At 70.9% G+C, this 26489-nt stretch carries 25 protein-coding genes; 12 read left to right on the top strand and 13 right to left on the bottom strand.

From position 1 onward, the window contains the following. The first annotated feature begins 144 nt into the window (after positions 1-144). From HC362_RS04360 to HC362_RS04385, 6 genes are read left to right on the top strand one after another with little or no spacing between them, the layout of a single operon-like run. Positions 145-1380 carry a M20 family metallopeptidase gene (locus tag HC362_RS04360; RefSeq protein WP_243082444.1) on the top strand — a complete coding sequence of 412 codons (1236 nt, stop codon included), beginning with the start codon at positions 145-147 and terminating at the stop codon, positions 1378-1380. Beyond that, entirely contained in the window at positions 1377-2828 is a 1452-nt protein-coding gene (locus HC362_RS04365; protein WP_243082445.1) for an aldehyde dehydrogenase family protein, read from the top strand. Before HC362_RS04360 ends, HC362_RS04365 begins: the two co-directional genes overlap by 4 nt. Further along, positions 2825-3625, top strand: coding sequence for an SDR family oxidoreductase (locus tag HC362_RS04370; RefSeq protein ID WP_243082446.1), 801 nt, complete (start codon positions 2825-2827; stop codon positions 3623-3625). Before HC362_RS04365 ends, HC362_RS04370 begins: the two co-directional genes overlap by 4 nt. A 42-nt stretch (positions 3626-3667) precedes the next feature. After that, the gene (locus tag HC362_RS04375) at positions 3668-3970 is read left to right on the top strand and encodes a DUF3311 domain-containing protein (RefSeq protein WP_243082447.1); all 303 of its coding nucleotides are present in this window, start codon (positions 3668-3670) and stop codon (positions 3968-3970) included. After that, the gene (locus tag HC362_RS04380; protein ID WP_243082448.1) at positions 3967-5484 is read left to right on the top strand and encodes a sodium:solute symporter family protein; all 1518 of its coding nucleotides are present in this window, start codon (positions 3967-3969) and stop codon (positions 5482-5484) included. Before HC362_RS04375 ends, HC362_RS04380 begins: the two co-directional genes overlap by 4 nt. Before the next feature lie 19 nt (positions 5485-5503). Continuing rightward, positions 5504-7837, top strand: a complete 2334-nt coding sequence (locus HC362_RS04385; RefSeq protein WP_243082449.1) for a penicillin acylase family protein — start codon at positions 5504-5506, stop codon at positions 7835-7837. A 10-nt stretch (positions 7838-7847) separates the two neighbouring features. Here the strand turns inward: HC362_RS04385 and HC362_RS04390 are convergent, their stop codons facing one another. Continuing rightward, on the bottom strand, positions 7848-8039 hold the full coding sequence (locus HC362_RS04390; RefSeq protein WP_243082450.1) for a hypothetical protein: 192 nt from the start codon (positions 8037-8039) through the stop codon (positions 7848-7850). A 378-nt stretch (positions 8040-8417) separates the two neighbouring features. Here HC362_RS04390 and HC362_RS04395 point away from each other — a divergent pair, with 378 nt between their 5' ends. Next, on the top strand, positions 8418-9212 hold the full coding sequence (locus tag HC362_RS04395) for a helix-turn-helix transcriptional regulator (RefSeq protein WP_279240173.1): 795 nt from the start codon (positions 8418-8420) through the stop codon (positions 9210-9212). Then, positions 9209-9406, top strand: coding sequence for a DUF397 domain-containing protein (locus HC362_RS04400; protein WP_243082452.1), 198 nt, complete (start codon positions 9209-9211; stop codon positions 9404-9406). The genes HC362_RS04395 and HC362_RS04400 overlap by 4 nt, the downstream gene beginning before the upstream one ends. Before the next feature lie 23 nt (positions 9407-9429). Here HC362_RS04400 and tgmC read toward each other — a convergent pair whose 3' ends face one another. From tgmC to HC362_RS04415, 3 genes are read right to left on the bottom strand one after another with little or no spacing between them, the layout of a single operon-like run. After that, positions 9430-10623, bottom strand: a complete 1194-nt coding sequence (gene tgmC / locus HC362_RS04405) for an ATP-grasp peptide maturase system methyltransferase (RefSeq protein ID WP_243082453.1) — start codon at positions 10621-10623, stop codon at positions 9430-9432. Further along, positions 10601-11596, bottom strand: coding sequence for an ATP-grasp ribosomal peptide maturase (gene tgmB / locus HC362_RS04410; protein WP_243082454.1), 996 nt, complete (start codon positions 11594-11596; stop codon positions 10601-10603). The genes tgmC and tgmB overlap by 23 nt, the downstream gene beginning before the upstream one ends. A 4-nt stretch (positions 11597-11600) precedes the next feature. Next, positions 11601-11834, bottom strand: coding sequence for a putative ATP-grasp-modified RiPP (locus tag HC362_RS04415; protein ID WP_243088350.1), 234 nt, complete (start codon positions 11832-11834; stop codon positions 11601-11603). A 290-nt stretch (positions 11835-12124) separates the two neighbouring features. Here HC362_RS04415 and HC362_RS04420 point away from each other — a divergent pair, with 290 nt between their 5' ends. Beyond that, the gene (locus tag HC362_RS04420; protein ID WP_243082455.1) at positions 12125-12358 is read left to right on the top strand and encodes a DUF6087 family protein; all 234 of its coding nucleotides are present in this window, start codon (positions 12125-12127) and stop codon (positions 12356-12358) included. Between the two features lie 322 nt (positions 12359-12680). Here HC362_RS04420 and HC362_RS04425 read toward each other — a convergent pair whose 3' ends face one another. The 5 genes from HC362_RS04425 to HC362_RS04445 all read right to left on the bottom strand — a co-directional run bounded on the left by HC362_RS04425 (position 12681) and on the right by HC362_RS04445 (position 18697). Then, positions 12681-14237, bottom strand: a complete 1557-nt coding sequence (locus tag HC362_RS04425) for an oxidoreductase (protein WP_243082456.1) — start codon at positions 14235-14237, stop codon at positions 12681-12683. Between the two features lie 96 nt (positions 14238-14333). After that, positions 14334-15158, bottom strand: coding sequence for a carbohydrate ABC transporter permease (locus HC362_RS04430; RefSeq protein WP_243082457.1), 825 nt, complete (start codon positions 15156-15158; stop codon positions 14334-14336). Then, positions 15155-16090 (bottom strand): sugar ABC transporter permease, encoded by a 936-nt coding sequence (locus HC362_RS04435; protein ID WP_243082458.1) that lies wholly within the window; start codon positions 16088-16090, stop codon positions 15155-15157. The genes HC362_RS04430 and HC362_RS04435 overlap by 4 nt, the downstream gene beginning before the upstream one ends. Continuing rightward, positions 16087-17493, bottom strand: coding sequence for an extracellular solute-binding protein (locus HC362_RS04440; RefSeq protein ID WP_243082459.1), 1407 nt, complete (start codon positions 17491-17493; stop codon positions 16087-16089). Before HC362_RS04440 ends, HC362_RS04435 begins: the two co-directional genes overlap by 4 nt. A 142-nt stretch (positions 17494-17635) precedes the next feature. Further along, entirely contained in the window at positions 17636-18697 is a 1062-nt protein-coding gene (locus HC362_RS04445) for a PfkB family carbohydrate kinase (RefSeq protein ID WP_243082460.1), read from the bottom strand. 228 nt (positions 18698-18925) lie between these two features. Between HC362_RS04445 and HC362_RS04450 the strand changes: the two genes are divergently transcribed. Next, positions 18926-19678 (top strand): DeoR/GlpR family DNA-binding transcription regulator, encoded by a 753-nt coding sequence (locus HC362_RS04450; protein WP_243082461.1) that lies wholly within the window; start codon positions 18926-18928, stop codon positions 19676-19678. 32 nt (positions 19679-19710) lie between these two features. Next, entirely contained in the window at positions 19711-21045 is a 1335-nt protein-coding gene (locus HC362_RS04455) for a 6-phospho-beta-glucosidase (RefSeq protein WP_243088351.1), read from the top strand. An 11-nt stretch (positions 21046-21056) separates the two neighbouring features. Here the strand turns inward: HC362_RS04455 and HC362_RS04460 are convergent, their stop codons facing one another. Then, positions 21057-21530 (bottom strand): DoxX family protein, encoded by a 474-nt coding sequence (locus HC362_RS04460; protein ID WP_243082462.1) that lies wholly within the window; start codon positions 21528-21530, stop codon positions 21057-21059. A 215-nt stretch (positions 21531-21745) separates the two neighbouring features. Between HC362_RS04460 and HC362_RS04465 the strand changes: the two genes are divergently transcribed. Continuing rightward, a complete protein-coding gene (locus tag HC362_RS04465) occupies positions 21746-22498 on the top strand; it encodes an SDR family NAD(P)-dependent oxidoreductase (protein ID WP_243088352.1) in 753 nt (250 codons plus the stop codon). 63 nt (positions 22499-22561) lie between these two features. On the opposite strand, the gene HC362_RS04470 is transcribed toward HC362_RS04465, so the two are convergent. The 3 genes from HC362_RS04470 to HC362_RS04480 all read right to left on the bottom strand — a co-directional run bounded on the left by HC362_RS04470 (position 22562) and on the right by HC362_RS04480 (position 26456). Further along, positions 22562-23536 carry a dihydrodipicolinate synthase family protein gene (locus HC362_RS04470; RefSeq protein WP_243082463.1) on the bottom strand — a complete coding sequence of 325 codons (975 nt, stop codon included), beginning with the start codon at positions 23534-23536 and terminating at the stop codon, positions 22562-22564. A gap of 36 nt (positions 23537-23572) precedes the next feature. Further along, positions 23573-25072, bottom strand: a complete 1500-nt coding sequence (locus HC362_RS04475; RefSeq protein WP_279240066.1) for a sialate:H+ symport family MFS transporter — start codon at positions 25070-25072, stop codon at positions 23573-23575. Positions 25073-25280: 208 nt separating this feature from the next. Continuing rightward, the gene (locus tag HC362_RS04480; protein ID WP_279240174.1) at positions 25281-26456 is read right to left on the bottom strand and encodes an MFS transporter; all 1176 of its coding nucleotides are present in this window, start codon (positions 26454-26456) and stop codon (positions 25281-25283) included. Positions 26457-26489: the final 33 nt, after the last annotated feature.

The following is a 26489-nucleotide window of genomic DNA, read 5'->3' on the forward strand; positions in this document are numbered from 1 at the left end:
CATGGTCTTCGGTGTGTCGATCCTGTGCTGACCCCTTGACCGTGGCGGCAGCCCACCAGCAGAGTACGGTCGATCAACTGGTCTGACCAGTCGCCTGGCCCTAACAGTGTGGGCCGACGACTGGGACAGGGACGTGGAGGAGCCATGCATTCCGGTCCCGGCGCTCTGCCGTGGGATTCCCTGCTCGACACCGAGGCGGCCGTCGCCTTCACCCAGCAACTGGTGCGGCTGCGCACCGTCAACTCCGAGGGCGCCGAGAGCGTGGAGAGACCGGCCGCCGACCTGGTCTCGGAGCTGTTCACCCGGTTCGGTTGGGAGCACACGGTCACGGAGGTGGCCCCGGGGCGCCCGAACGTGGTCGCCGTGATCGAGGGCGGCGGCGGCCCGGGGCCGACGCTGATGTTCGAGGGCCATACGGACGTGGTGACCGAGGGCGATCCCGCCGACTGGAGTGTGGACCCGTACGGCGCCGAGATCCGCGACGGGAAGATGTGGGGCCGGGGCACGGCCGACATGAAGTCCGGCGTGGCGGCGATGATCTACGGCGTGCGCGCCCTCCAGCAGGCAGGACCCTTCCCCGGCCGGGTGGTGCTGGGCGTCATGGCCGACGAGGAGGGCATGATGCTCGGCGCCAAGGCGTTCGCCGCCTCCCCGCTCGCCGCCGAGGTCGACGGCGTCGTCGTCTGCGAGCCGGAGGGGTACGAGGTGTGCACCTCGGCGCGCGGCGGCATCCGGCTGCGCCTCGATCTGACGGGCGTGATGGCGCACGGGGCCATGCCGCAGGAAGGGCGCAGCCCGATCGCGGCGGGAGCCAGGATCGTTGAGGCGCTCGGCTCGGTGCAGGAGTGGGCCACCGTGCGGTTCGGCAGCCATCCGCACGCCGGTGAGGTGACGGTGACCCCGACCGTGCTGCTCGGCGGCGACCCGGACCAGCTCAACGTCATCCCCGCGCACGGCGTCGTCGGCGTCGACGTACGGACCATCCCCGGCACCGACCACACCGAGCTGACCGAGCGGGTACGGACCACGGCCGAGCAGGCGGCGGCAGCCTTCGGAGTGGAGGTGCGGCTGACCGTCGTGGACGACCGGCCCGCCATCGAGATCGCCGAGGACCATCCCGTGGTCCGCGGGCTGGTCGCCGCGCACACCCAGGTGCACGGCTCCGCACCGGCGTTCGGCGCGGTGCCCGGCACCACCGACGGCACGATCCTCACCCGGGACGCCGGACTGCCCACCGTCGTCTACGGCCCGGGCGGCAAGTGGATCGCACATCAGAAGGACGAGTTCGTGGAAGTGCGTGAGATCGGCGAGTACGCCCGGGTGTACGCGGCGGCGGCGCATCACTTCCTCACCGCCGGCAGGGGAGGCGCAGCCGCGTGAACCTGTGGCAGGGCAAGGAGTTCCCCGACGGGCTTCCGGTCGGCGACAGCTGGGTCGCGGCACCGGACCACCAGGTCGTCTCGTTCCCGTACGACTCAACTCCCGTCGCGCACGCCCCGGTCGGTGACACCCAGCTCGCCCGGCAGGCGGTCGAACACGCCACCGCGCTGCGCCGCACGGTCGGGGCCCTCCCCACCCGCACCCGCCGTGCCGTCCTCGCCGGGGTCGCCGAAGCGCTGGAGAGCGTGGCGGCGGGCATGGAGGACCTACTGGTCCTGGAGACGGGCAAGCCGCGCGTCGACTGCCGTACGGAGGTGACCCGGGCCGTGGCCACCTGGCGGGCCGCGGCCGACGAGGTGGTGCACATCCACGGTGAGACGGTGCCGCTGGACGGGCTGCCGTCGGGCGACGGAATGACCGGCTTCTGGACGCGCCGGCCTGTCGGAGTGGTCGTGGGGATCGCCGGATTCAACTATCCGATGATGCTGGCCACTCACAAGATCGCCCCCGCGCTGGCCGCGGGCTGCCCGGTGATCGTCAAGCCGGCTCCGGCGACGCCGCTGGCGACGCTGTGGCTGGTGAACCTGGTGCGCGAACAGCTGATCGCCCGGGGCGCACCGCCCGGCGCGGTGCAGCTGGTGACCGGCGATGTGGAGGTGGGCAGGACGCTCACCACCCACGAGGCGGTCGCCGCGGTCTCGTTCACCGGCTCGGCCGCCGTGGGCCACCGCATAGCCAAGGACGCTGCGCCCCGCAAGGTGGTGCTGGAGCTGGGCTCCAACGCGGCGCTGGTCGTCGCCGCCGACGCCGACCTGGACGCGGCCGCCGACGCGGTGGTGCGCGGCGGCTACTACGCCTCGGGGCAGGCGTGCATCGCCGTACAGCGGGTCATCGCCGAGGCGCCGGTCGCCGCCGAGTTGGAGCGGCGGATCGCCGAGCGGCTGGCGTCGGTGCCGGTGGGCGATCCGCGCGAGGAGAGCACCCGGGTGGCGGCGCTGATCGACGAGGCGGCGACCGAGCGGGTGCTGGCATGGGTGGAGCAGGCCCGCGCGGCGGGCGCCCGGCTGGTCGCGGGCGGCGAACGGGCCGGTCGCTGTCTGATGCCCACGCTGCTGGCCGAGGTGGAGGACGGCCAACCGGCCTGGGACGAGGAGATCTTCGGCCCGGTCGTCTGTCTGCGCTCCGTACCCGATCTGGACGCCGCCTTCGCCACCGTCGACGCGAGCCGCTACGGACTGCACGCGGCGGTCTTCACCCACCGTCTCGACGTCGCGTTCCGCGCGCTGGAGGAGCTGGACGTCGGCGGCGTGGTGATCAACGAGGTGCCCGGCTACCGCTGTGACGTCGCGCCCTACGGCGGCGTCAAGGACTCCGGCATCGGCCGGGAGGGACCACGGTTCGCGATCGAGGAGCTGACGGTGACGAAGATGGCGGTGATCAAGCCGTGAGCGCGGACAGCGGCCGGGGCGCCGAGGTCGACTACAGCCGGCTCTTCCGGCTGGACGGCAAGCGGGTGGCCGTGGTCGGCGGCGGCAGCGGCATCGGCCGTGAGGCGGTGCGTGCCCTCGCCGCGCACGGCGCCCGAGTCGTGGTCGCCGACCGGGACGCGGCGGGCGCCGAGGAGACCGTACGGCTCGCGGGGTCCGGCGCCTCCCCGTACCCACTCGATGTACTGGACGAGGAGGCGCTGACCCGCGCCGCCGCCGACTGGGGCCCGCTGGACGGGCTGGTGGTGACGGTCGGCGTCAATGTGCGCAAGCGGATCGCGGACTACACGGTGGCCGAGTTCGAGCGGGTGATCGCGCTCAATCTGCGCGCGCACTTCTCGCTGGTGCGGGCCTGCGCCCCGGCGATGGCGGAGCGCGGCCGGGGCTCGGTCGTCTCCCTCGCCTCCATGCGGGCCTTCCAGGTGGAGCCCGGCCAGGGTGTGTACGCGGCAGCCAAGGCCGGTCTCGTCCAACTGCTGCGCACCGCCGCCGCCGAGTGGGGGCCGCAGGGCGTGCGGTTCAACGCCGTGGCCCCCGGCGTTGTGCGCACGCCGCTCACCGACCAGATCGCCGCCGACGCCGAGTGGTACGACGCCTACGCGCGGGCCTCCGCGCTGCAGCGGTGGGCGCGGGCCGACGAGATCGCCGGAGCCGTGGTGTATCTGATCTCCGACGCCGCCACGTTCGTGACGGGCAGCGTACTGACGGTCGACGGCGGGTGGACCGCCGTCGACGGCCGGTACGACCCCGCCCTGTGACTCCCATGCCGTTACCCACCGTCCCCCGAGGAGCATCCCGCAATGTCCGAGCACCACCGCCCGCCGCAGGGGGACGACGACCCCCTCGCCGGGCTCCCCCGTATCGGAGCCAGGCGCCCGGCGCTGTGGCTCCTGCTCGTCCCCGCCGTCCTGTACTGCGCGGCGCCCGTGGTCGCGAACCGGATCGAGCCCCGTATCGCGGGGCTGCCGTTCCTCCTCTTCTGGATCGTGGCCGCCACGGTCGTCAGCCCGCTCGTCATCTGGCTGGTCTCGCGGCTCGACCCCGCCTTCGAAGAGGGCGCCGTCGAACCTCTTCCCGTCGACGACCAGGAGGGCGCGCGATGAACGGATCAGCGGCGATCGCCACCACGATCTTCGGTCTCGCCATGGTGGCGACCCTGGCCATCGGCGTGCTCAGCGCCCGGGGGCGGGACAAGGGCATGGCCGAGTGGTCGGTCTCCAGCCGGGGCCTCGGCGTGCTGTTCATCTGGCTGCTGATGGCGGGCGAGACCTACACCAGCTTCTCGTTCCTGGGCACGGCCGGCTGGTCGTACTCGATGGGCGTGCCGATCCTCTACCTCGTCGCCTATCTGACGACGGGCTTCGCGGTGGCGTACGTGGTCGGGCCCGCGCTGTGGACGTACGCGAGCCGGCACCGGCTGCTGTCCATAGCCGACATGGCCGAACACCGCTTCCGCTCCCGTCCGGTGGGGATATTGGTGGCGGTCACGGCGACCGTTTTCATCGTTCCCTATGTGCAGGTGCAGATCCAGGGCATGGGGGTGGTGGTGAACGCGATGACGTACGGCAGCGTCGATCTGCATGCCGCCGCCGTGATCTCCTTCGTCGTCGCGGAGGCGTTCATCCTCGTCTCCGGGCTGCGCGGCTCGGCGTGGGTGAGCGTGCTCAAGGACGTGCTCGTCATCGTGGCGGTGGTGTTCCTCGCGGTGTGGGTGCCGCTGCACTACCTGGACGGGTACGGGGACTTCATGACGCGGATGGTCGAGGAGAAGCCGGAGTGGCTGACCTTCCCCGGCCATGAGTCGGGCGGGCTGAACGGCACCTGGTTCGTCTCCACCCTGCTGCTGAACGCCGTGACGATCTCCATCTTCCCCACCACCGTGGCCGGTTACCTCAGCGCCAAGAGCCCCAACGCGCTGCGCCGCAACGCGCTGCTGCTGCCCTGGTACCAACTGCTGCTGTTCATCCCGATGATGGTCGGCGCGGTCGCGCTGTTCGCGCTGCCCGCGCTGGACAACCCGGACCTGGCGCTGTTCCAGCTGGTGACCGACTCGCTGCCCTCCCCCGTCGTCGCGGTGATCGGTGTGGCGGGCGCGCTGTCGGCCATCGTGCCGATGAGCGTCTTCATGCTGGCCATCGGCACCCTGTGCGGCCGGACCCTGCTGGGCGGCGGCAACGGCTCCGACCCGCGCAGCAGCCGTGTGCGGGGGTCGCGCCCCGGCGACGCCGACGACCTACGGACCAAACGCCTCTCCCAGCTGGTGTGCTTCGTGGCCGGGCTCGTCGCCCTGCTCGGCGCCCTCTTCTTCCCGAACACCCTGGTGCAGCTCTCGGTCCTCTCCTACGAAGGGCTGGCGCAGCTCGTGCCGCTGACGCTGCTCTCGCTGTTCTGGCGGCGGCTGACCGCGGTGGCCGGGGTCGCGGGCATGCTGGCCGGGCTCGGCGTGGTACTGCTGCTGTGGTGGACGGACAACGACCCCTGGCACGGGATCAACGGCGGCCTGCTGGGGCTGGCCGCCAACCTGCTGGTTGCCGTCGCGCTCACCTACGCCCGGCCGTCCGCGCCTGTGACGGCACCGGCACGGCAGACCCCGTCGCCGGAGCAGGAACCGGCGTGATCCCCGAGGAGGCACGAGCGTGGACGTGACCAGGTACGAGGTCCCCGGTCTTGAGCAGCCCGTCGAGATCCTGGTGGACAGGTGGGGCGTACCGCATCTGTACGCCGCCTCCCGGGCCGACCTCTTCCTGGCGCAGGGCTTCAACGCGGCCCGCGAGCGGCTCTTCCAGCTGGATTTGTGGCGGCGGCGCGGGCTGGGGCTGCTGGCCGAGGTGTTCGGCGAGCAGTACGTCGAACACGACCGGGCGGCCCGGCTGTTCCTGTACCGGGGCGAGATGGCGGAGGAGTGGGTCGCGTACGGCCCCGGGACCGAGGAGATGGCGCGCTCCTTCGTCGCGGGGCTCAACGCGTATGTGGCCCACACGCTCGCGGCTGGTTCCCTTCCGCCGGAGTTCGCCGCGCTCGGCCATACGCCGTCGTACTGGCACCACGACGACCTGGCCCGCATCCGCACCCACGGCCTCTTCTACAACCTGCGCGAGGAGGTGGCCCGTGCCCGCACGCTCCGCGACTTCAGACCCGAGGTGGAGGAGCTGCGCAAGGCCCGCGAGCCGGCCGACCACCGGCTCCGCGTCCCCGAGGGCCTGGACCTGGAGGTCATCCCCGACGACGTGCTCCGCGTCTACGACCTGGCCACCACCCCGCCCTGGGCCGACCAGGCCCCGCCCCGCCAGGGCCTGGACGGCAGCAACAACTGGGTGCTGGCACCCTCCCGCACCGCCACCGGACGGCCGCTGCTGGCCAACGACCCGCACCGGGCCGTCACCCTGCCCTCGCTGCGCTACCTCGCCCATCTGTCCGCACCGGGTCTCGACGTGATCGGCGCCGGTGAACCGGCACTGCCAGGCATCTCCATCGGGCACAACGGCCGAATCGCGTTCGGACTGACGATCTTCCCGATCGACCAGGAGGACCTGTACGTCTACCGCACCGACCCGGAGGACCCGCACTCCTACGCCTACGGGGACGGCTGGGAGCCGATGACGTGCGTGACCGAGGACATCCCGGTCCGGGACGCGGAGCCGGTGCGGGCCCGGATGTGGTTCACCCGGCACGGTCCCGTCATCTGCGAACGCCCCGAGCGGCAGGCCGCGTTCGCGGTGCGCGCCGCCTGGCTGGGCCCCGGGATGGCGCCGTATCTGGGCAGCGCGAGCTACATGGGCGCCGAGAGCCCGGACGCGTTCCTCGCGGCCATGCGCCGCTGGGGCGCGCCGGGTGAGAACCAGGTGTACGCGGCGCCCGACGGCACGATCGGCTGGCGCCCGGCCGGCCGCGTCCCCCGGCGGCGCGGCTGGGACGGCACGCTGCCGGTGCCCGGCGACGGGCGCTACGAGTGGGACGGCTTCCTGGACGCCGACGAGCTGCCGGCCGAACGCGACCCCGAACAGGGCTGGTTCGCCACCGCCAACCAGCACAATCTGCCGCCCGACTACCCGCACACCAAGCGGCCCGTCACCCACGACTGGTACGCGCCCTTCCGCCACCAGCGGTGCGCCGAAGCCCTCGCGGCGCGGCACGACTGGACCGCCGAGGACTGCGTACGGCTCCAGACCGACTACGTCAGCCTGCCCGCGCGGCGCGTGCTGCCGCTGCTGTCCGGGTTGGAGAGCACGGACCCCCGCGTACGGACCGGCCTCGCGCTGCTGCGCGACTGGGACGGCGAGCTGCGCGCCGACTCGGCCGCCGCCGCGCTGTTCGAGGTGTGGTTCCGGCGGCATCTGCGGCCGGCGCTGCTGCGGCGGGCGCTGCTGCGGCGGGCGCTGAGCGGGCTGGTGCCGGCGGAGCGGCTGGACGAGGCGCTGGCGCGGGTGTTGCCGGTGGAGGGTGACTCGGGCGACCCGCGTGTGGAGCTGCGGCTGCTGGGTGAGCCCGATCCGGACGGCGAGCGTGCGGAGTTGCTGATTGCCAGCCTCAGTGAGGCGGTGTCGGCTGTCACCGAGCTGCTGGGCGAGGGCCCGGACGGCTGGTCCTGGGGTGCCCTGCACCGGGCCGAACTCCGCCACCCGGTGGCCCGGCTGCTGGCCCGCCAGGGTGTGACGGAGCCGCCCGACTGGTGCGGCCTCGGTCCCCTGCCGCGCGGGGGCAGCGGCGACACGGTGGGCGCCGCTGCCTACTTGCCCGACTTCCGCCAGAATGCCGGGGCCAGCTTCCGGATGGTGGTGGACGTCGGCGCCTGGGACAACTCCCTCGCCATGAACTCCCCCGGCCAGTCCGGCGACCCCCGCTCCCCCCACTATGCGGACCTCTTCGAGGACTGGGCCGCGGATGGGGCGTTCCCTCTCGTCTACTCCCGCCCCCGCGTGGAGGCGGAGACGGTGCAGCGTCTGGCCCTCTCCCCGGCCGCCGCGCCTTGAACTGACTGAGTCAAGTGCGCCGGGAGACGGGGTTTGCCTCGCGGCGAAGTTCGGGGGCATAGCGGTAGAGCATGATCGGGGGTTCGTCCGGACCCGTAACGACCCGCAATCGGTAGATGTACGGGGCCGGTCCGGTCACCTGGACGATCTCCCCGGTGCGGCCACTCTTCACGTCCCTCGCGGTGTCGCCGACCTGCCACATGTCACACGCTCCGAAGGCCACGCCGCCCGAGTTGGGCGTCAGGGTTGTGCTTCAGGTGCAGGTGCGCACCCTGCAACGCCTCCAAATCTGCGGCGCTCCTGTCGTCGCACGCTCCTCGGGCCCGACTGATCATCATCCGGAACCACTCGCAGTCCTGGCACCCGGCGTTCATCACCGTGCTCATGCTTACTCGTTCGTCGGGCACAGTCCCGCCTCCTTGGTTGCGCTGTGTGGTGAGAACAACACAACCGGCGCTATTCTTGGCTTACTTGAACGCAAGGACGCAAGCGAACGACAACGTGCGCCTGACCGTTCTGGATACCGAGAGGCTGGTCGTAGGTGGCAAGGAAGCGGAATCGGGTCAGTGACTTGAACCCAGTGGCGCCTACCTCGTTCGGGGAAGACGTCAAGCGCGTGAGGCAGGCGCGCGGACTACTGCAGAAGCACTTGGGCACCGCCACCGGTTACAGCGAGGGCTATGTCAGCAAGGTCGAAAAGGGCACCATCACTCCGTCGATGAAGTTCGCAAAGGGCTGCGACGTCGCGTTCGGCACCGGTGACTTGTTCGCCGAACAGTTACGGCGGCTCATGGATGTCGACCACCCCGACTGGTTCGCACCCTTCGTCGAGCTGGAGAAAGCAGCGTCCGAAATCTGCGACTACAGCACGAACCTGATCTTCGGCGGCGTACAGATCCGGGAGTACGCACGTGCGCTGCTGCGCTCCGGACAGCCGCTCGACACTCCTGAGCAGACGGCCGCCAAAGTCGATCTGCGGATGGAACGGCGCAAGCTGCACGAGAACGATCGCCCACCGCTTCTTTGGCTGGTGCTCGACGAAGCGTGCCTGCGGCGCAGGGTAGGCGGAGACGCAGTGATGCGTGATCAGCTTCGTCACCTGGCAGCTATTGCGGACTACCCGGCCGTCACGGTTCAGGTGCTGCCGTTCGCGTCGGGTGCACCTCCGGCGGAGTCACCATTCACGCTGCTGAAATTCCCTGACGACCATCCCCCTGTCCTGTACTCGGAGGGTCAGGGAATCGGCCGTGTGATTGACTCTCCGGAGCACGTAAGAACCGCACAAGACATGTTTGACCGGCTGCGTGCGGACGCGTTGTCGCCAGCTCAGTCACTCAGCTTGATCAAGAGCGTGATGGGAGATCGCACCCGATGACCACGACCAACGGACCGTGGCACAAGAGCACCTACAGCGGCGGGCAGGGTGGCAACTGCCTGGAGTGGATGCCCGCTTCGGCAGCAACCGGTGTGGTTCCCGTACGTGACAGCAAGGACACCGACCGAGCACCGCTGCGCTTCTCAACAACCGCCTGGACCACCTTCGTCAGCGCCGTGAAGCAAGAATCCTGACGCACGAGGGCAACTCACCACCGCTATGTGGGCAGGGGCAGGAGGGGCATCTGCGGGTGCTGTAGGTGCTGGTCGTCATCGGACACGTGCAGCGTGAACGTCTCCGGGCCTGGGGCTCCGGCCGCGTCGTATGCGTCCAGGACACGCTCGATCCGTTCCCACAACCGCACTGGACCGCCCTCGCGCACCTGCCAGCCATCGTGGTCCGGGGCGAGGGTGGCGGCGGAACCGGTGACCACGTCGACCAGGTGCATCGTCTGCCCGACGGTCGTCATCTGAGCGTTGGTGACGGCGCTTTGGGCAAGGAACCGTAGGTGGAACGCCTCCTCGGTCGCCTCCGTGATCCGTTCCGGGGCATGCCGGGCCGTGCGGCCCGTCTTTGGCAGGTTGGCTGCCCAGTGGGCGGGGTTGCCGAAGGCCGGTGCCGCATGCGTCCGTGCGGACATGAAGGACACGGTGCCGGGCAGCAGCCGTCCCTCGGCGGTGCCGTTGCTGTCCACGGTGAGCAGGACGCGGGCGTAACCGTAGAGCCAGCCCGAAAGTGTGAGCAGCATCTTCCCGCAGGGCCGGGTCTGGGCGATGAGCGCGGGAGGGACGGCACGGAAGGAGCAGGCAGCCACAATCCGGTCGAACTCTGCCTCGGGCCAGTACCCGTACAGGCCGTCCGCGACTGCCAGGGTGGGCGTGTACCCGCAGCCGTGCAGCGCCTCGGCGGCCGTCTCAAGCCGATGGGCGTCGACTTCGATGCTGGTGACGCCGGCGGAGCCGAGCCGCTCGCAGGCCAGTGCCGTCGAGTAGCCGGTTCCCGTGCCGATCTCGAGCACCGTGTGACCCGCGGCGATCTCGGCGTCAGCCCACATCCGCATCACGAGCGAGGGCAGCGTGGAGGAGGAACTGGGGGCTCCGCCGTGCCGTTCGGCGGGGCTCTTCCAGTCTGGCTCTTCGCCGTCGAACTGCGTGATCAGGGTGGTGTCGGAGTAGGCAGTGGTCAGCCACCGGTCGTAGTCGAGTTCGGCGGTGACTGGCTCCCACGCGGTCAGGCCGGTCTCGTCGCGTTCGCCTGGGAGGTAGAAGCCGGGCACGAACTGGTGCCGCGGCACGGTCTCGACTGCCGCTCGCCAGGCCGGTTCGGCAAGCAGGCCGTCCTCGGCGAGGGCCTGGGCCAGGGCCTTCCGCAGCCGGGCGGCGTCGGCCTCACAGTCGGCGGGCATCGTCATGGCCTGCCTCCTTCCTGCTGAGGACATCGGCGAAAGCCTCGGTGATCTGCTCGGCGTCAGGGAGCCAGCCCCACTGACCATTCGGATTGCACTCGATTGCCACCCAGTGCTCCGGGGTCTCGCCCGTACCGGTCAGCGCGAAGTCGAAGCAGCCGAAGACCAAACCGAATGATGCGAGGTAGCGATGCAGGGCGGCCTCGACGGGCGCTGGCAGAGCGATCGGCGTATGGGACAGCTTGTCCCAGTCGCCGCAGCGCCAGTCCAGCGCGTCGTCCGGAGCAGCGATCTGCTGGGCGAACACACGTCGGCCGACCACGGTGACCCGCACGTCGCCGGTTTTGGGGATCTCGGCCTGGAACAGGTGCGCGGTCACCGCGAGCGAGTCATCGAATTCTGCCGGGTCGACGCGCTGGGCCCAGATCGCACCTGTGTGGCCGTCCTCATCCCGGGGCAGACCTCGGAAGGTCTTGTAGACGACCTGCTCATGGTCGGCGGCGAACTTCCGGGCGGCCTCTACATCGTTCGTGACCAAAGTCGGAGGGATCGCCAAGCCCAGCTCGGCGAACCGCTTCAACTGGGCGGGCTTGAAATCCGCGGCCGTCACTGCGGCCGGATGGTTGACGTACAGCGCGCCGTCGAGATGGTTCAGAACGCCGCCGAGCCCATGCCGTGCTTCAGCGCCGCAGAAATCCCGCTGCTGGGCCGGCATGCTCGCGAACCGGGCGGCATACGGGGTGGGGCGGCGGTAGTAGACCGCCGCCACCTCCCCCAGCTCCACCTCCCGGCTTCCGGTGCGCAACAGCCCGCCCCACATAGGGCGGTCCTGCCCAATGCCGAACCCGAAAGCCAAGTCATGCCCGATGTCGGCCGGGTCGATGCGCGCAACGTGCACGTCACGCCTGTTCAGCGCAGAGATGACCCGGTCGGCGGTGACATCTTCCAGCGCGGTGACGACCAGGACGGTGGAGCCCATCGAATCAGTCCGACTCGTAGTCGGTGGTGTTGTCGTCCTGGACCTGGGGCTGAGGGGTCTGACCGTCCCCGCCTCCGGAGAACGACGCGGTGCCGGACGTCCGCGATGACCCGTGCTTGCCCATCTCCACCATTTGCCCTGCAGCATCGGTGTAGCGGGCGGTCTGCGTGGCCTCATCCAGCACCACCGCGGCGTACGACGGTGGGCCGGCCGGCAATCGGTCGGTGACCAGCCGCATCGCCCACGGCGTCTGAGTGGTCGGTGTCGCCATGCGCTCCCTTTCCCTGCTCGGTGACATGGAAGCCGATCAACCCCCGTCTGAGCAGCGTCGATGCCTACTCGGGCTTCGACCAGCACTCAAGAATGCAAAGGGTGCCGGAAGAGACACTCTCTGTACGGTAGGCGGGGAACGGAACCTCGGTCATTGGCAGCAGATCCCGCACCGTGCCAGCACCCTGAGACCATCGAGAAATGGGCAAGCACCGCCGACCCGGCCCCCCGAACCAATCCTCCCGCACCGCTCCGCGCGTGGATCCCGACGACCCTCTCGCCCCCTACACCAAGCGCCGCCGGCCACCCATGGACGTCTACCGGCGCCGGAGCCCGCTGAACGGTGGCGCCGGCCACCTCCGGGCCAACGAGCCCCGCATCCTGGAGGAGTGGAACGGCTTCACCTACCAGCCGGTCGGTATGGCCCCCGATCTCCCATCGGCCCAGGACTGGACGAACGAACTCCAGATCACCGAGGACCCACCCACCTGACCGCCTCTGGGCGGCCCCCGGCGGGAAGCGGCGGAACGCAGAGCTGACGGTCAGCCGTGCTGTCCCGGGCCGGCACTTGTGCACGCCGGTGGATCTGCCCGGTTCCTCCACCCGTTCCAGAATCGAATCCGGGGCGACACTCATAAGCTGGTCGGCCGCTTCCTGGAGGGTCACCCCTCGCGCCAGGCGCTGATCACGCAACTGTGACACCGAGCAGTGGCCCCACAGAGTAATGACGGCTCACTGACTGTGCGTCAAAAACAATCAAGCGTTGACGGATCAGCATCCGAATCAATGACTTCGCCTCTTCGGAATGACTGATCTAATTCTTCTGCAGGGCGCGGGTGACACCGGCGATGACGGCGGTCGTCAGCACCCAGCCGAAGGCGATCAGCAGGTAAGCCAGCCACTGGAGGCCGTCGTTCGGCCAGTACCAGGCCGTGCGCTGGCCCAGACCGCCGATGGGGACCAGAAGGTCGAGTGTGTAGACGAAGGGCTGGAACGGGGCGCCTTCACCTGGTTTGACCGGGCTGGGGGAGTGAGCGCTGAAGGACAGCGTACCCAGCAAGGTCAGTGCGAGGAGCCAGACACCGGCCAGCCAGGGGCGGTAGCCGTAGCCGACAGTCGCGTCGAGCAGGTGCCCCCACATGCGCGCGGCCCAGGGCAGAGTTCGGCGCCGATGGCGCTGTTTGGCCAGGAGAACGCGGCGGGCGTCGTCGTCGTGGCCGGCCTTCCGGTACCAGCTCGCCAACTGCTCGTACGGCTGCGGGCTGTAGCCGGGGCTTCGCCGAATCCACGCCACCCGTCGCGCAACGGAGTCCCGCCGCCCCACTGCTTCCCTGCGCTCGCCGCCCTCCTCCACCTTGATGGAGCCGTAGACGAAGCCGTCCAGCTCCACCACGTCCGGCCAGCTGTGATCGCTGTCGTGGAGGTTGGACACCTGTGCGCCTCGCAGGTCCACGCTGCCGGACGGAGACCGGGCGAGGGTGAAGTCGAAGTCGACGGCCTGCATCAAAGGCGCGACCAAGGACGGGCTGCGCCCGTCGGGCGGCCCGTTCAGGACGGCTCCCTCAAAGGTCAGGTTGTTCGAGATCCGGGCGCCCCGCAGCCGTACGGTACCGTTCGCCATGAACCCGTCGGAGAAGTCGAGCGTCGAGGCAGCGGCGTTGTCCAGCGCGAGCGCCACCCCGCGCGGGCCGGGGCTCACCAGCTGTGCACCCTTCATGAACAGTCCGCCCGGCAACTGCGCCCCCAGCAGCCGTACCTCACCTCGCACGACGAACCCGCCCCTGCAGGTCACACCTCCTTCCATGACCAGGCCGCCTGCGGCCACGGCCCACCCGCCGGGCGCGCTGATCTCAGCCCCGTTGAGGAGCATGCCGCCAGTCACCCGGGCGTCGCTCAGGGACAGGGCGGTGCTCACGTGGTTGAAGGGTGAGGAAGCGAGGCTTTCCACCACGGAGCGCCGCAAGTCGAGCGTTCCCTCGATGCAGGCCGCATAGGCTTCGATGCCAGGTACGTGGCTGCCCGTGATCACGACGGTTTGTGCCGACGCTCCGAGCAGGTCAACCGACTCCTCGAACCAGCAGTCCTCAAGCCAGAGGGCGTAAGCGACCTGCGCGCCGGCCAGATTGAGGTGACCGGATATCCGCGCCCCGGTGAGCCTCAGACACGCCACGGCGCCCGGCTGCCCGGTGTTCGCGCCCAGGAGGAGCGCCACCATCACCGCGGCCCGCACCGTCCGTTCAGGGCCCCAACGCCCACCCTCGGCGGCACGGTCCTCCTCGGGCACACCCGTGCGCAGGTCCACGCAGCGTCCCGCCGGGAACGCGTCCCACAACTCACGCTCCGGTGAGGTCAACTCGTCGTATGAGAACACTCGTGCAGAGTAGTGATCCACCTTCGCGCTCGCCTTGCCCACGCACGAACGGGAGCGGCCCACTCTGCCAGGGGTCCAAAGGCAGGCCGCCGCCCGTCACTCCTTCGCGGAGCCGCTCAGCATCCCCTGGATGAAGCGGCGTTGCAGCACCAGGTACACCAGCACGACCGGCAGGGCGATCAGCGTGGCGGCGGCGGCCAGCAGCGCAGCGTCCGACGCGTGCTGGCCCTGGAAGAACGCGAGGCCCAGCGGTACCGTCCGGTGGGCCTCGTCGCTCACCATCACCAGGGCCATCAGGAACTCGTTCCAGGTCCACATGAAGACGATGACGGTCAGCGTGGAGAAGGCGGGCCGTCCCATCGGCACCAGGATGCGGGTGAGCGTCGAGAAGTGGGTCGCCCCGTCGATGCGGGCCGCCTCCAGCAGGGAGCGCGGCGTGTTGCGGAAGTACGTGCGCATCCAGAAGACGCCGAAGGCGAGGGACTGCGCGGTCTGCGGCAGGATCAGCCCCCAGTAGGTGTTGGTCAGGCCCCAGTGCCGCAGGTCGAAGTAGAGGGGGACGATCACTGCTTCCTGCGGGAGGGTGAGCCCCAGGACGAACAGGTAGAACAGCCAGTTGGAACCGGGGAAGCGCATGGTGCCGAAGGCGTAGGCGGCGAGCGTGGCCAGCACCGTGGTGGCGGCCACCACGGCGACGGCCACCAGCACGGAGCTGAACAGGTAGGTGCCGAAGTGGCCGCGGGTCCAGGCGTCGACGAAGTTGCCCCAGTGCAGGCCGTCCGGCAGGGCGAAGCCGGTCTCCAGCGAGGACTGGCGGGCCAGCGCGGTGGAGAGGATTCCGGCGACGGGAGCGAGGGCGATCAGCGCGAACAGGCACAGGATGCCGTAGGTGACGCCGCGTTCGGTGCGGGAGATGTTCATCGTCTGCGGCCCTCCACGAGCCTGGTGACCACCATGGTCAGCGCGAAGATCACGGCGGTGAGCGTGATGCCCATGGCCGAGGCCGAGCCGACCTCGCCGCTCTCGAAGGCCCGGCGGTAGACCTCGTAGGCGGGTACTGAGGTGGCGTTGCCGGGGCCGCCGCTGGTGGTGATGTAGATCAGGTCGAAGTTGCGCAGCGCCGCCACCAGGGTGAGGGTGAGCGCGACGGCGACCTCCGCGCGCAGCCCCGGAAGGGTGACGGTGAAGAACTCCCGTACCGGTCCGGCGCCGTCGATACGGGCGGCCTCGTACAGCTCCCGTGGGATGCGCTGCGCCCCGGCGAGGAAGAGGACGAGGCACAGCCCCGTCTCCACCCAGGTGCCCACGGTGCCGACGGCGGGCAGCGCCCAGGTGTCGTCGCCCAGCCAGGACCGGGTCAGGCCGCCCAGGCCGACGGCGCCCAGGGTGTCGTTCAGCAGCCCCTCGGGGGCCAGCACCGCGCGCCAGGCGACACCGACCACGACCATGGCCAGCACCTGCGGCAGGAACAGCACGGTGCGGAAGAAGGTCATACCGCGGATACGGAAGCGGGTCAGCGCCGCTGTGAGCAGCAGGCCGATGGCCACCGGCAGGACGGCGTAGAACAGCAGAAGCACCGCGGCGTGCGCGAAGGGGGCGCGCAGCTCGGGGTCGGTGAGCAGGTTCCGGTAGTTGTCGAGGCCGGCCCAGCTCGCGCGGGTGAGCCCGTCCCAGTGCAGCAGGGAGAGCCAGGCGGTCTGGCCGAGCGGCCACAGCAGGAAGACCCCGAAGACGGCGAGCGCGGGCAGGATGTACAGATAGCCGACTGCTCGGGGCTCGCCGGGTGCCTGGCGCCGGTAGCGGGCGGTGATGCGGCGCAGCGCCGCCGGCCTCTCCTGGACCGCCTTGCTCATTTCGCGTCCTCGCCGTCGGCGCGCTGCTGGGCGCGGAACTCCGCGTACTCCTTCTGCATCCGCGCGGCGAGATCGCCAGGGCTGAGTTTGCCGCTGAGGACGCCCTGGAGGTCGGCGGAGAGGGTGTCGTAGAAGGTGGGGGTGGTGTAGTCGAGGTAGGGCACCAGTCCGTCGGCGGCGTTCAGTTCCTGCCAGCCCGCGAACATCTGGCCGTCGGCCTTTTCCGGGTCGAGCTGCTTCGCGGCCTTGCCGGGGACGACGGGCAGCACGCCCTCCTCGGTCATCACCTTCGAGGCGTGTGCGTCGGTGAGGAAGTCCAGGTAGGCGGCAGCGACTTCGGGGTGGTCGGACTTGGAGGTGATGGACCAGGGCAGGCCCTCGCCCCCGGTGGTGACCGGCTGCCGCCCCTCGGCCGGGGGCGGCGGCATGAAGCCTAGGTCGTCGCCCATGGGTTCGCGCAGGTCGGCAAGTTGCCAGGTGCCGGTGATCAGGAAGGCGCCCTTGCCGTCGGCGAACTGCTTGGCGGCGTCGTCGTACCCCTTGCCGTTGGCGCCCTTGGGGAAGTAGCCCTTGTCCGCCCAGTCGGCGAGGGTGCGGGCCGCCTCGCGGGTCGCCTCGGTGTCGAAGCCGCCGCCGCGGCCGAACACCGTCTCGCGGACCGGCTCGGCGCTGCCTGCCGCCTGGCCCTGGAGGACGCCGAAGGTGTGGATGGCGGGGTATTTGTCGAGGTTGCCGAACTGGATGGGAAGTTGTCCGGCCTTCTTCAGCTTCGGCAGCGCTCCTGTGAGGTCCTGCCAGGTCTGCGGTGGCTTGACGCCCGCCTTCCGCAGCACCTTCTTGTTGTAGTAGACGCCGATGTACTCGCCCTCCTGGGAGATCCCGTACAGCTGGCCGGTGCCGAACTGCTTGCCGTCGGGCGAGACCCGGTTGAGGTTGAGCAGGGTCTGCGGGAAGCGGGTGTTCCAGCTGTAGAGGCCCGCGTAGCTGTCCAGCGGGGTGAGCATGCCTGCGCGGGCGAAGGCCACCATGTCGGAGTAGCCCTGGTTGGCCTGGACGACATCGGGCGGGTTGTCGCCGCTCAGGGCGAGCTTGAGGGTCTTCTTCAGATCGTTGAAGCTGCGTGCCACCCGCTTGATGGTGACGTTGGGGTACTTGTGCTCGAACTCCTTGTTGAGCCGCTCGATCTGGGCGTTCGCGCCGCCGCGGGTCTGCTGGTCCCACACCGTGAGGGTGACCTTTCCGGCCTTGCCGGGGTCGGGTATGGCAGTCGCGGCAGCGCCCTGGGAGCCCGCCGCGCCGGACCCGTCGGTCCCGGGCACGCATGCGGCTGCCAGCAGCAGGGCGCCCAGCGCGATGCACGAGCGGCGAAGTTGCCCTCTCCTGTGGTGCCGGTGCGCTTTCATCGTCGTACGCCTCCTTGTTGCTGGGAAGGGGCTGCCCCTGGCTGCGCGTCGCAGACCGCGGGTCCGTTTCGGCTTGGCGCGCCCACGCGGCGGAACCGCATGAACGAGCACAGCCCCGCGCCCCCGAGGGGTGCACGCGCCCTCATGAGCGGAAGCCGATGGTGGGCGTGGCCCGCAGCAGCGGCCACTCCCCGCTGCCGCCGGGCAACAGATCGTCCAGGAAGGAATACCGCCGCATCACCTCCTGGCTCTGGCCGCCGATCCGCCGCGCGTACTGCCACCAGGCGGCCACCTCGCTCCAGCCGGGTGCCGAGAGGGAGCCGCCGAAGTGCTGCACGGACAGCGCCGCGGTCAGGTTGGCGAAGGCGAGCCGGTCGGCGAGCGGCCAGCCGGCCAGCGTTGCGGTGGTGAATCCGGCCATGAACACGTCCCCGGCTCCTGTGGGGTCGAGCGCTTCGACCTCCAGCGCGGGCACGTCCGCGTACTCACCGGTGGTCCCGTCCACCGCCACCGCGCCGCCGGACCCCTTGGTCACCACGGCTACGGGCACCAGTTCGGCCAGCGCCCGTACGGCCGCCTCCGGGGTGTCGGTGCGGGTGTAGTGGAGGGCCTCGGTGGCGTTCGGCAGGAACGCGTGGCACAGCGACAGATCGGCCAGGGTGTCCGGGTCCCAGGCGCCGGTCTCGTCCCAGCCGGTGTCGGCGAAAATGAGACTGCCTTCGGAGTGTGCCTGCCGTACCCAGTCCCCCACCCGGCCGGGGGACAGCGAGGTGACGCAGGCCCGGGAGCGCGGTCGGGCGGCGACGCTGACGCACGGTTTGGGCGCCTCGTGGCCGTGGCTGACCATGGTGCGCTCGCCCTCGTACGCCATGGAGACGGTGACCGGTGAGTGCCAGCCCTTCGCCCGGTGCGAGGGCGCCAGGTCGATGCCCTCGCTGCCGGAGAGGGCCTCCCAGCAGTAGTCGCCGTACATGTCGTCGCCGAAGGCGGCCGCCAGCGCGGTGCGCAGGCCGAGTCTGCGCAGCGCGGTGGCCATGTTGGCGACTCCGCCGGGGCTGGAGCCCATGCCGCGGGCCCAGGTCTCGGTGCCCCGTACGGGAGCGTGGTCGAGGCCGGTGAAGACGATGTCGAGAAAGACCGTGCCGGTGAGGAAGACATCGGTCTCAGGACCGCCGTCCGCGCGGAGGGCGGCCAGCGGGTCCAACCGGCTCCCGGTCGGTGCGATGGGGGTCCCCCCTGTTCGAGCGGAGTCGAGAACTTGGGGGAGGGCGCTCCCAGTTGTGGTGCTCAAGGCCACTCGCCCCTCTCAGCTATGGCCAGAACTCAGCTTTTCCGTGACTGATTTGAGCGATACCTTGCACCCTTTCGCGGCTACTTGCAAGAGGTCGGTCATAGTCGCGCAAAGACGCTCAGTCGCGCTAGGGTGCTGAGCATGTTGCGCGAAACCCGGCACGAGAAGCTGCTGCGGCTCCTGAGCGAGGAGGGGGTGCTGCCGGTCGTCGAGATCGCCCGGCGGCTCCAGGTCAGCGAGGCCACCGCACGGCGCGACGTGTCCGACCTGTCCGGGGCCGGCCGGCTGCGCCGGGTCTACGGCGGCGCCATCGCCCGCGAACCCGTCGAGCGCCCCTTCGCCGAGGAGGAGGTGGACGACCTCCCGGCCAAGGAAGCCGTCGCGGCCGGGGCCGCCGAGCTGATCCGGAACGGCGAGACGGTGCTGCTCGACATCGGCACCACCACCCTGCAACTGGCGCGCCTGCTGCACGGCCGGAAGATCACCGTCGTCACCTCCAACCTCGCCGTCTACGAGGAGTTGCGCTCCGACCCGGAGGTGAGCCTCGTGCTGCTCGGCGGCGAGGTGCGGCGCAACTACCGCTCCCTGGTCGGCCAGCTCACCCGGGCCGCGCTTCGCGAGATCTACGCCGACCGGGTCTTCCTCGGCACCAGCGGGGTCCTGGCCGACGGCCGGGTGCTGGACACCACCGAGGTGGAGGTCCCCGTCAAACGGGCCATGCTGAGTTCGGCCCGCCAGGCGGTGCTGCTGGCCACCGCGCGCAAGTTCCCCGGCACCGGCAGCGCCCGCGTCTGCGAGGCCGCCGACATCGACATGCTGATCACCGGCCAGGAGACCGACCCGGCCACCCTCGCCACGTTCCGCGAGGCCGATGTGGAGGTAGTTCAGGTATGACGGGAATGACGGACGCCGAGGGCGCTCCCGGAATGCGGCTCACCGTGCTCGGCGGCGGCGGGTTCCGCGTACCGCTGGTCCACCGTGCGCTGCTGGACGACGCACAGGGCCCGGATGCGGCCGGGCGCTGCACCGAACTCGTCCTCCACGACACCGACCCCGGCCGGCTGAACGCCATCAGCGCGGTCCTCGCCGAGCAGGCGGCCCGGCACACCGGGCCGAGGCCCGCCGTGCGCACCACGACGGACCTCGACGAGGCGCTGGCCGGTGCCGACTTCGTCTTCAGCGCCATCCGCGTCGGCGGTCTCGCCGGGCGGGTGCGCGACGAGCAACTCCCGCTGGCCGAGGGGCTGCTGGGCCAGGAGACCGTCGGCGCGGGCGGAGTGCTCTACGGGCTGCGTACCGTACCCGTGGCCACCCATATCGCGGAACGCGTCGCCGAACTCGCCCCGCGCGCCTGGGTCATCAACTTCACCAACCCCGCCGGGATGGTCACCGAGGCGATGAGCCGCGTGCTGGGCGACCGCGTCATCGGGATCTGCGACTCCCCCGTGGGGCTGTGCCGCCGCGCCGCGCGGGCCGTCGGCGCCGACCCCGACCGTGCCGAGTTCGACTATGTGGGCCTCAACCACCTCGGCTGGCTGCGCCGCATCGTGGTGAACGGCACCGACCGGCTGCCCGCGCTGCTGGCCGACGCTCCCGCCCTGGAGTCCTTCGAGGAGGGCAAGCTCTTCGGCGCCGAGTGGCTGGGCGCGCTGGGCGCCCTGCCCAACGAATATCTGCACTACTACTACCACCACCGCGAGGCGCTCACCGCGATCCGCGAGGCCGACGCCACCAGGGGCGAGTTCCTCGCCCGGCAGCAGGAGGGCTTCTACGCGAAGCTGGCCGACGGCGACGGCGGCGGGAGCGCCTTCCAGACCTGGGAGGACACCCGCCGGGAACGCGAGGAGACCTATATGGCCGAGAGCCGCGAGGCGTCCGGCGGCTGGCAGCGCGACAGCTGCGATCTGGACGGCGGCGGCTACGACCGCGTCGCACTGGCGCTGATGCGGGCCATCTCGCGGAACGAGCGCACGACGCTCATTCTCAATGTCCGCAACCGGGGGGCCGTGCCCGGTCTTGACGGCGATGCCGTGGTGGAGGTGCCGTGTCTGGTCGACGCCGGGGGTGCCCGGCCGTTGGCGGCCGGGCCCGTGGCGCCGGACCAGCTCGGGCTGATGCTGCAGCTCAAGGCTGTCGAGCGCAGCACCATCGAGGCGGCCGTCGACCATTCGCCGCGTGCCGCGTTGAGGGCTCTGGCCCTCCACCCGCTGGTGGACTCGGTCCACGCCGCGGACCGCGTACTGAGGGCCGCACAGGGCTGAGGGGCACCCCCTCAGCGGGGCAAGGGCGCCTTGCTCCCTTTCAGGCGCTTGCGCGCCTTGGCGCGGGCCCGCAGCACGTGGGCCATCGCCTGATGGTTGGCGTCGCTGACAACGGACAGCAGCCCGCCCATGATGGCGACGTTCTTGCCGAAGTGAATGCGCTGGGACGCCCGCTGTCCCGGATCGTCCTCCTCCCAGAACGGGTGCCCGGCCAAGGTGGTGGGCAGCAGCGACGCGGCCAGCGCCAGCGCCGAGGTCCTCGGGAGGCGCCCGGCGGTGAGCAGTGCGCCGGCCACGACCTGAACGGCGGCGTTCACCCGTACGAGCGTCACATCGTCACCCGACAGCGGGACCCTCTCGCGCAGCTTGTCCAGGAAGGGCGCCGCCATCTCGGCCGGAGGCTCGGGCTTGCTCAGCGTCCCCCATCCCGCGTTGACGAAGAAAGCGCCGAGCAGCGGGCGGGAGACCAGTTGCAGAGGTGTCATACCGGGTCCTTGGGTGCGGGCGGGCGGAGGGCGGGGCGGCGGTGCCGTCACCGCCATGTCACGCGTACCACGCGCACCGCGCAAGCTGGAACCCTCCGTACGGCGCACGGCCGTGCCCCGGCGGGGCGCTCACCCGGATGACGCCCGCGGCGGTGCGGCCCACGGCGCGGGGAGAGAGAGTGGCCGCAGCGGTCACCGAGCGGAAGGTCGAGCGGATGGGCGGCGAGTTCGCGGGCAGGGCCGCACTGATCACCGGCGCCGCCTCCGGCATCGGGCTGGCCGTGGCCCGTCGGCTGGCGCACGCGGGCGCCTCGGTGGTCGTCGCCGACTACGACGAGGACGCCGCCCAGCTCGCCGCCGGTGAGCTGGAGACCGCGGGGGCGCGCGCGGAGGCGCTGGTCGTCGACGTCACCGAGCCGGACTCCGTCCGGGAGGCCGTGCGGTTCACCACCGAGGCCTTCGGCTCGCTCGACCTCGCGGTGAACAACGCGGGGGTGGCCGGGCCCTCGATGCCCACCGGCGAGTACGAGGTCACGGCCTGGGACCGGATCATCGCGACCAATCTCGGCGGAGTCTTCCACGGGCTGCGGTACCAGCTCCCGGTCATGTCGGCGGCGGGCCGGGGCGCGATCGTCAACGTGGCGTCCGTCCTGGGCGGCAACGGCTTCGCGGGCAGTCCCGCGTGTGCGGCCGCCGAGCACGGCGTCGTCGGCCTCACCAAGACGGCGGCCCTCGAATACGCCGACCAGGGGGTACGGATCAACGCCGTCGGCCCCGGCTTCATCGACACCCCGCTGCTGCGCGGGACGGACCGGGCGACGCGGGAACGCCTGATCGCGCTGCACCCGCAGGGCCGCCTGGGGACGGCCGACGAGGTGGCCGAACTGACCGCGTTCCTGCTGTCCGAGCGCGCCTCCTTCATCCAGGGCAGCTACCACCTGGTGGACGGCGGCTATTCGGCGCGGTGACCACCCGCCAGAACTACGCCCGGGGCTCAGCACGGGGCCCGGCCCGGGGCCGACGCCCAGGAGTCACACCGGCCCCAGCTCCGCCTCGGCGAGGCAGCGTGCCACCGCGGCGCGCTCCTCGCCGTCCAGGGGGCGCATCGGCAGCGGAGTGGTGGCCGTGGCGATGATCCCACGCCGGCACAGTGCCTCCTTGAACGCGCCGATGGCCGCCGAGTAGCTGCCCAGCCGGGCGGGATCGCCCACCCGGGTCAGCCCGAACAGCCCGCGCAGCCGCTCCTGTTCGGCTGCGGCCGCCAGGGTGTCGCCGCGCCGCATCGCCCGGTACAGGGCGACATAGCCGTGCGGGTCGACGTTGCCCAGGCCGGGCACGATGCCGTCGGCGCCCAGCGCGAGGGCGGTGTCGGCCATCGTCTCGGAGCCGGTGAGCACCGAGAAGCCGTCGGCGCGTGCGCCGTTGGCCTCGGTGAGGCCCAGGAGGGTGCGCAGCTGGTCGAGATCGCCGCTGCTGTCCTTGAGACCGGCCAGCACTCCGTCGGCTGCGAGCTCGGCCGCGACCTCGGCGGGGAGCTTGCGCTGGACGTTCCCGGGGATGTCGTACGCCCACAGCGGCAGGCCGACCGCGTCCCGCGCCGCGCGGAAGTGGTCGGCCATCTCCCCCGGGTGGGTGGGCGAGTAGAAGGGCACGGTGGCCACCACGGCGTCCGCGCCCGCGTCCCGCGCGGCGCGCGCCTGCGCGACGACCCGGTTGGTCGTCATGTCGACGGCGCCGGCCAGGACGGGGACGGTGCCGCCGGCCACCTCGCGTACGGTGCGCAGCGCCGCCAGCCGCACCTCGTCGGTGTGGTAGGCGAGTTCACCGGTCGAGCCGTTGACGAAGAGGCCGTCGACCCCGGCGTCGAGCAGGAACGCGCACAGCCGCCGGAGCGAGGCCACATCCAGCTCCCCGGCCTCGGTCAGCGGGGTGCACAGCGGGGGAATCACCCCGCTGAGAGCCGAACGGCCGGGAGTGGCGGGACCGGAGTGCGGGCGGACGGTCATCGGGTCGGTGTCTCCTCAGTCGTGCTCGGCAGCGAGTCAATCGTGTTCGGCGGCGAACCAATCGTCTTCCGCCGCGACATTCTTCCCGCCGCGACGGCGGGGAGCCCGGCTGCGGGGAACCGGCGGAGAATCGACGGCCGCGACCGGCGTGTCCGCCCGGAAGAGCTGCTGCACCCGCAGCGGCGCGTCGACGGCGATCAGCACGATCACCACCAGGGTGAGGGAGAACGTCAGCCAGGCGAGTGAGGGGCCCAGGCTGTGTCCGCCCGCCAGGGAGGCGCCCAGCACGGGCGCCACCGCGCCGCCGAGGGAGCCGACGTTGTAGGTGAAGCCGAGCCCCGCCGCCCGCTCCGGGGTGCGGAAGTAGCCGCCGATCAGCTTGGGCAGCAGCCCGGAGATGCCCTGCGCGAACATCTGCTGGAAGAACAGCAGCAGGGCCAGCCAGACCGTCTGGCCGCTGTCCATGGCGAAGACCGGCAGTACGAAGAGCATCGACACGCACAGCGAGGCCACATAGGTGCGCCGGGTGCCCCACCGGTCGCCGAGGAAGCCCACCAGCACACATCCGGCCACGTTCCCGAATCCGGCGAAGAAGAGCATGTCGCTGACGGTGCCGGGCGAGAAGTCCAGGTCTTTCTTGAGGTAGGTGGGCAGCAGCGCCTGGATGGGCCAGGAGTACAGGAACGCGCAGAAGACGGTGATCATCAGCGTCACCATCATCGGCGTACGGCGCCCGGCGAACTGCGCGGCGAACAACACGAATCCGGCGGCGGCGAGAGCGGCCAGCGGCCAGGTGAGGCGCCCGGCCCGCTCGGTGAACAGCAGGAACAGGCTCAGCCCAACGGCGAGGGTGACGGCGTGGTTGAGCAGTGCGTGGCGACCGCGGTAGAGCACGGAGACGAAGTCGGGCTGCGCGGCAGCCGTGTTCCCCGTGCCGCGGCCGGTGGCGGCGGCACGGGCCTGCTCCCAGTCCGTGGACTCCCTCAGCCCGCGCCGCATCCACAGGGCGAGTGCGATGGGGATGACGCCGAGGAAGAACATCGCCCGCCAGCCCCAGGCGGGCACCACGAAGCGGTAGAGCTGCCCGGCGACGATGGCGCCGACCGCGTACCCGGAGATCAGCAGTGAACTGGCGCGGTTACGGGCGGCGGCGGGCCAGCTCTCGATCACGTAGGTGGCGCTCGCAGAGTACTCTCCGGCCATGCCGAGGCCGAGCAGCAGCCGCGCGGCGAACATCGACCAGTAGCCCCAGGACAGTCCGCAGGCCAGGGAGCCGACCGAGTACAGCACGATGCTGAGGATCATCGCGGGTTTGCGGCCGTACCCGTCGCCCACGGCGCCGATGGCCAGGCCGCCGAACCAGCGGGAGATGAAGGCGGCCGAGACGAGCGTCGCCGCCGTCACGGTCGACAGCTCGAAGGTGTCGGCAACTTCCGTCAGCACCAGGGTGATCAGGACGAAGTCGAAGCCGTCCATGAGGTATCCGAGCCAGGCGGCGAAGAGCGTCCTGCCGTCGCGTCTCGTCAGTCCCGCCATCGCGGAGCGCCCCTCGGCCGCCGGAAAGATCAGACGTAGGACATGGGATGTCCTGACGTGGCGGGACGCTACACGCGCTCAGCGGCCCGGGACAAGGGTTCATTCCGCCGCCGGCGCAGCCGAGTTGACCGGCCGGGGAGCAGCCGGACCGCCTCCCCCGCCTCAGCCGGTCGTGGCGAGTCGCCTCAGCCGGTCGTGGCGAGTCGCCTCAGCCGGTCGTGGCGAGCGCCGCCGCCTCCGCCTTCCTGGTCCGCCACAACTGGGCGCCGACACTGGAGGCGAGCAGCACCACGCAGCCGGAGAAGACCAGTCCCGCGTTGCGCAGTCCGAGCCCGGTGCTGAGCGCTCCCACCCCGACGACCGGCAGTGAGATGCCCAGGTACGCGACGACGAACAGCGCGGAGATGGTGCCGCCCCGGTGCTCCTCGGGTGCCCTGGCGCTGACCGCAGCCATGGCCGAACGGAACGCCAGGCCCTGCCCGATGCCTCCGGTGAGCGCTCCCGTCACCAGCAGAGCGAGCGAACTCACCAGCAGCGAAAGGCCCACCTGCGCCATCCCCAGGACCAGTCCCAGACAGCCCAGCGGCAGCGCCACCGCGGCGCCGAACCGGCCGGTGAGCGACTGTCCGAGCAGCGAGGCGCAGAAGACGGAGAAGACGACAGCACCGGAGGCCGCCAGATTCGCGATGTGCAACGTCCCACTCATGAAGCCCGGCGAGACGGCGGTGAACAGGCCGAAGACGGCGAAGCCCGTGAAGCACGCCAGCCCGGCGGGGAGGAAGACCGGCCGCACCTGACGCGGCACCTCCATCCCGCGCGGCCGCAGCGCGGGCCGGGGGCTGGGCGCCCTGACCGTCTCGGGAAGCGCCCAGGTCAGCACCGAGGCGACGGCCAGCAGCGCCAGATGCGCGGCGAAGGGGAGAGTCAGCGGGCGGGGCGCGTACTGCGCGAGGAGGCCGGCCAACAGCGGTCCACAGCCCAGTCCGCCCATGTTCGCGGCGGTGGCGGCGAAGCCCCGGCTGCCGCGGGGCGCCAGCTCCAGGACGGTCGCGGTCGCGGCCCCGCTGAACAGGCCGGCCGCGAACCCGGACAGCAGCCGCCCCGCGAACAGCAGCGGCAGCCCGCCCTCCAGCAGAAAGCATCCGGCACTGGCCGCCGAGAGGGCGAGAGCCGCGAACAGCACGGGCCGCCGTCCCAGTTTGTCGGAGAAGTCACCGGCCACCAGCAGGGCGACGATCACGCCGACCGCGTAGACGGCGAAGACGACCGTCACCATCAGCTCACCGAAGCCGAGTTCCTGCCGGTAGAGCCCGTACAGCGGGGTCGGCAGCGTGGTGCCCGCCATACCGACGGCGAAGACGAAGGTCGCCGCCGCGTACCACAGGAGCGCGCGCCGTGGCCCGTCGTCGTGTGCGGT

This window comes from Streptomyces sp. 891-h (genome assembly GCF_022760275.1).
GTDB lineage: Bacteria > Actinomycetota > Actinomycetes > Streptomycetales > Streptomycetaceae > Streptomyces > Streptomyces spirodelae.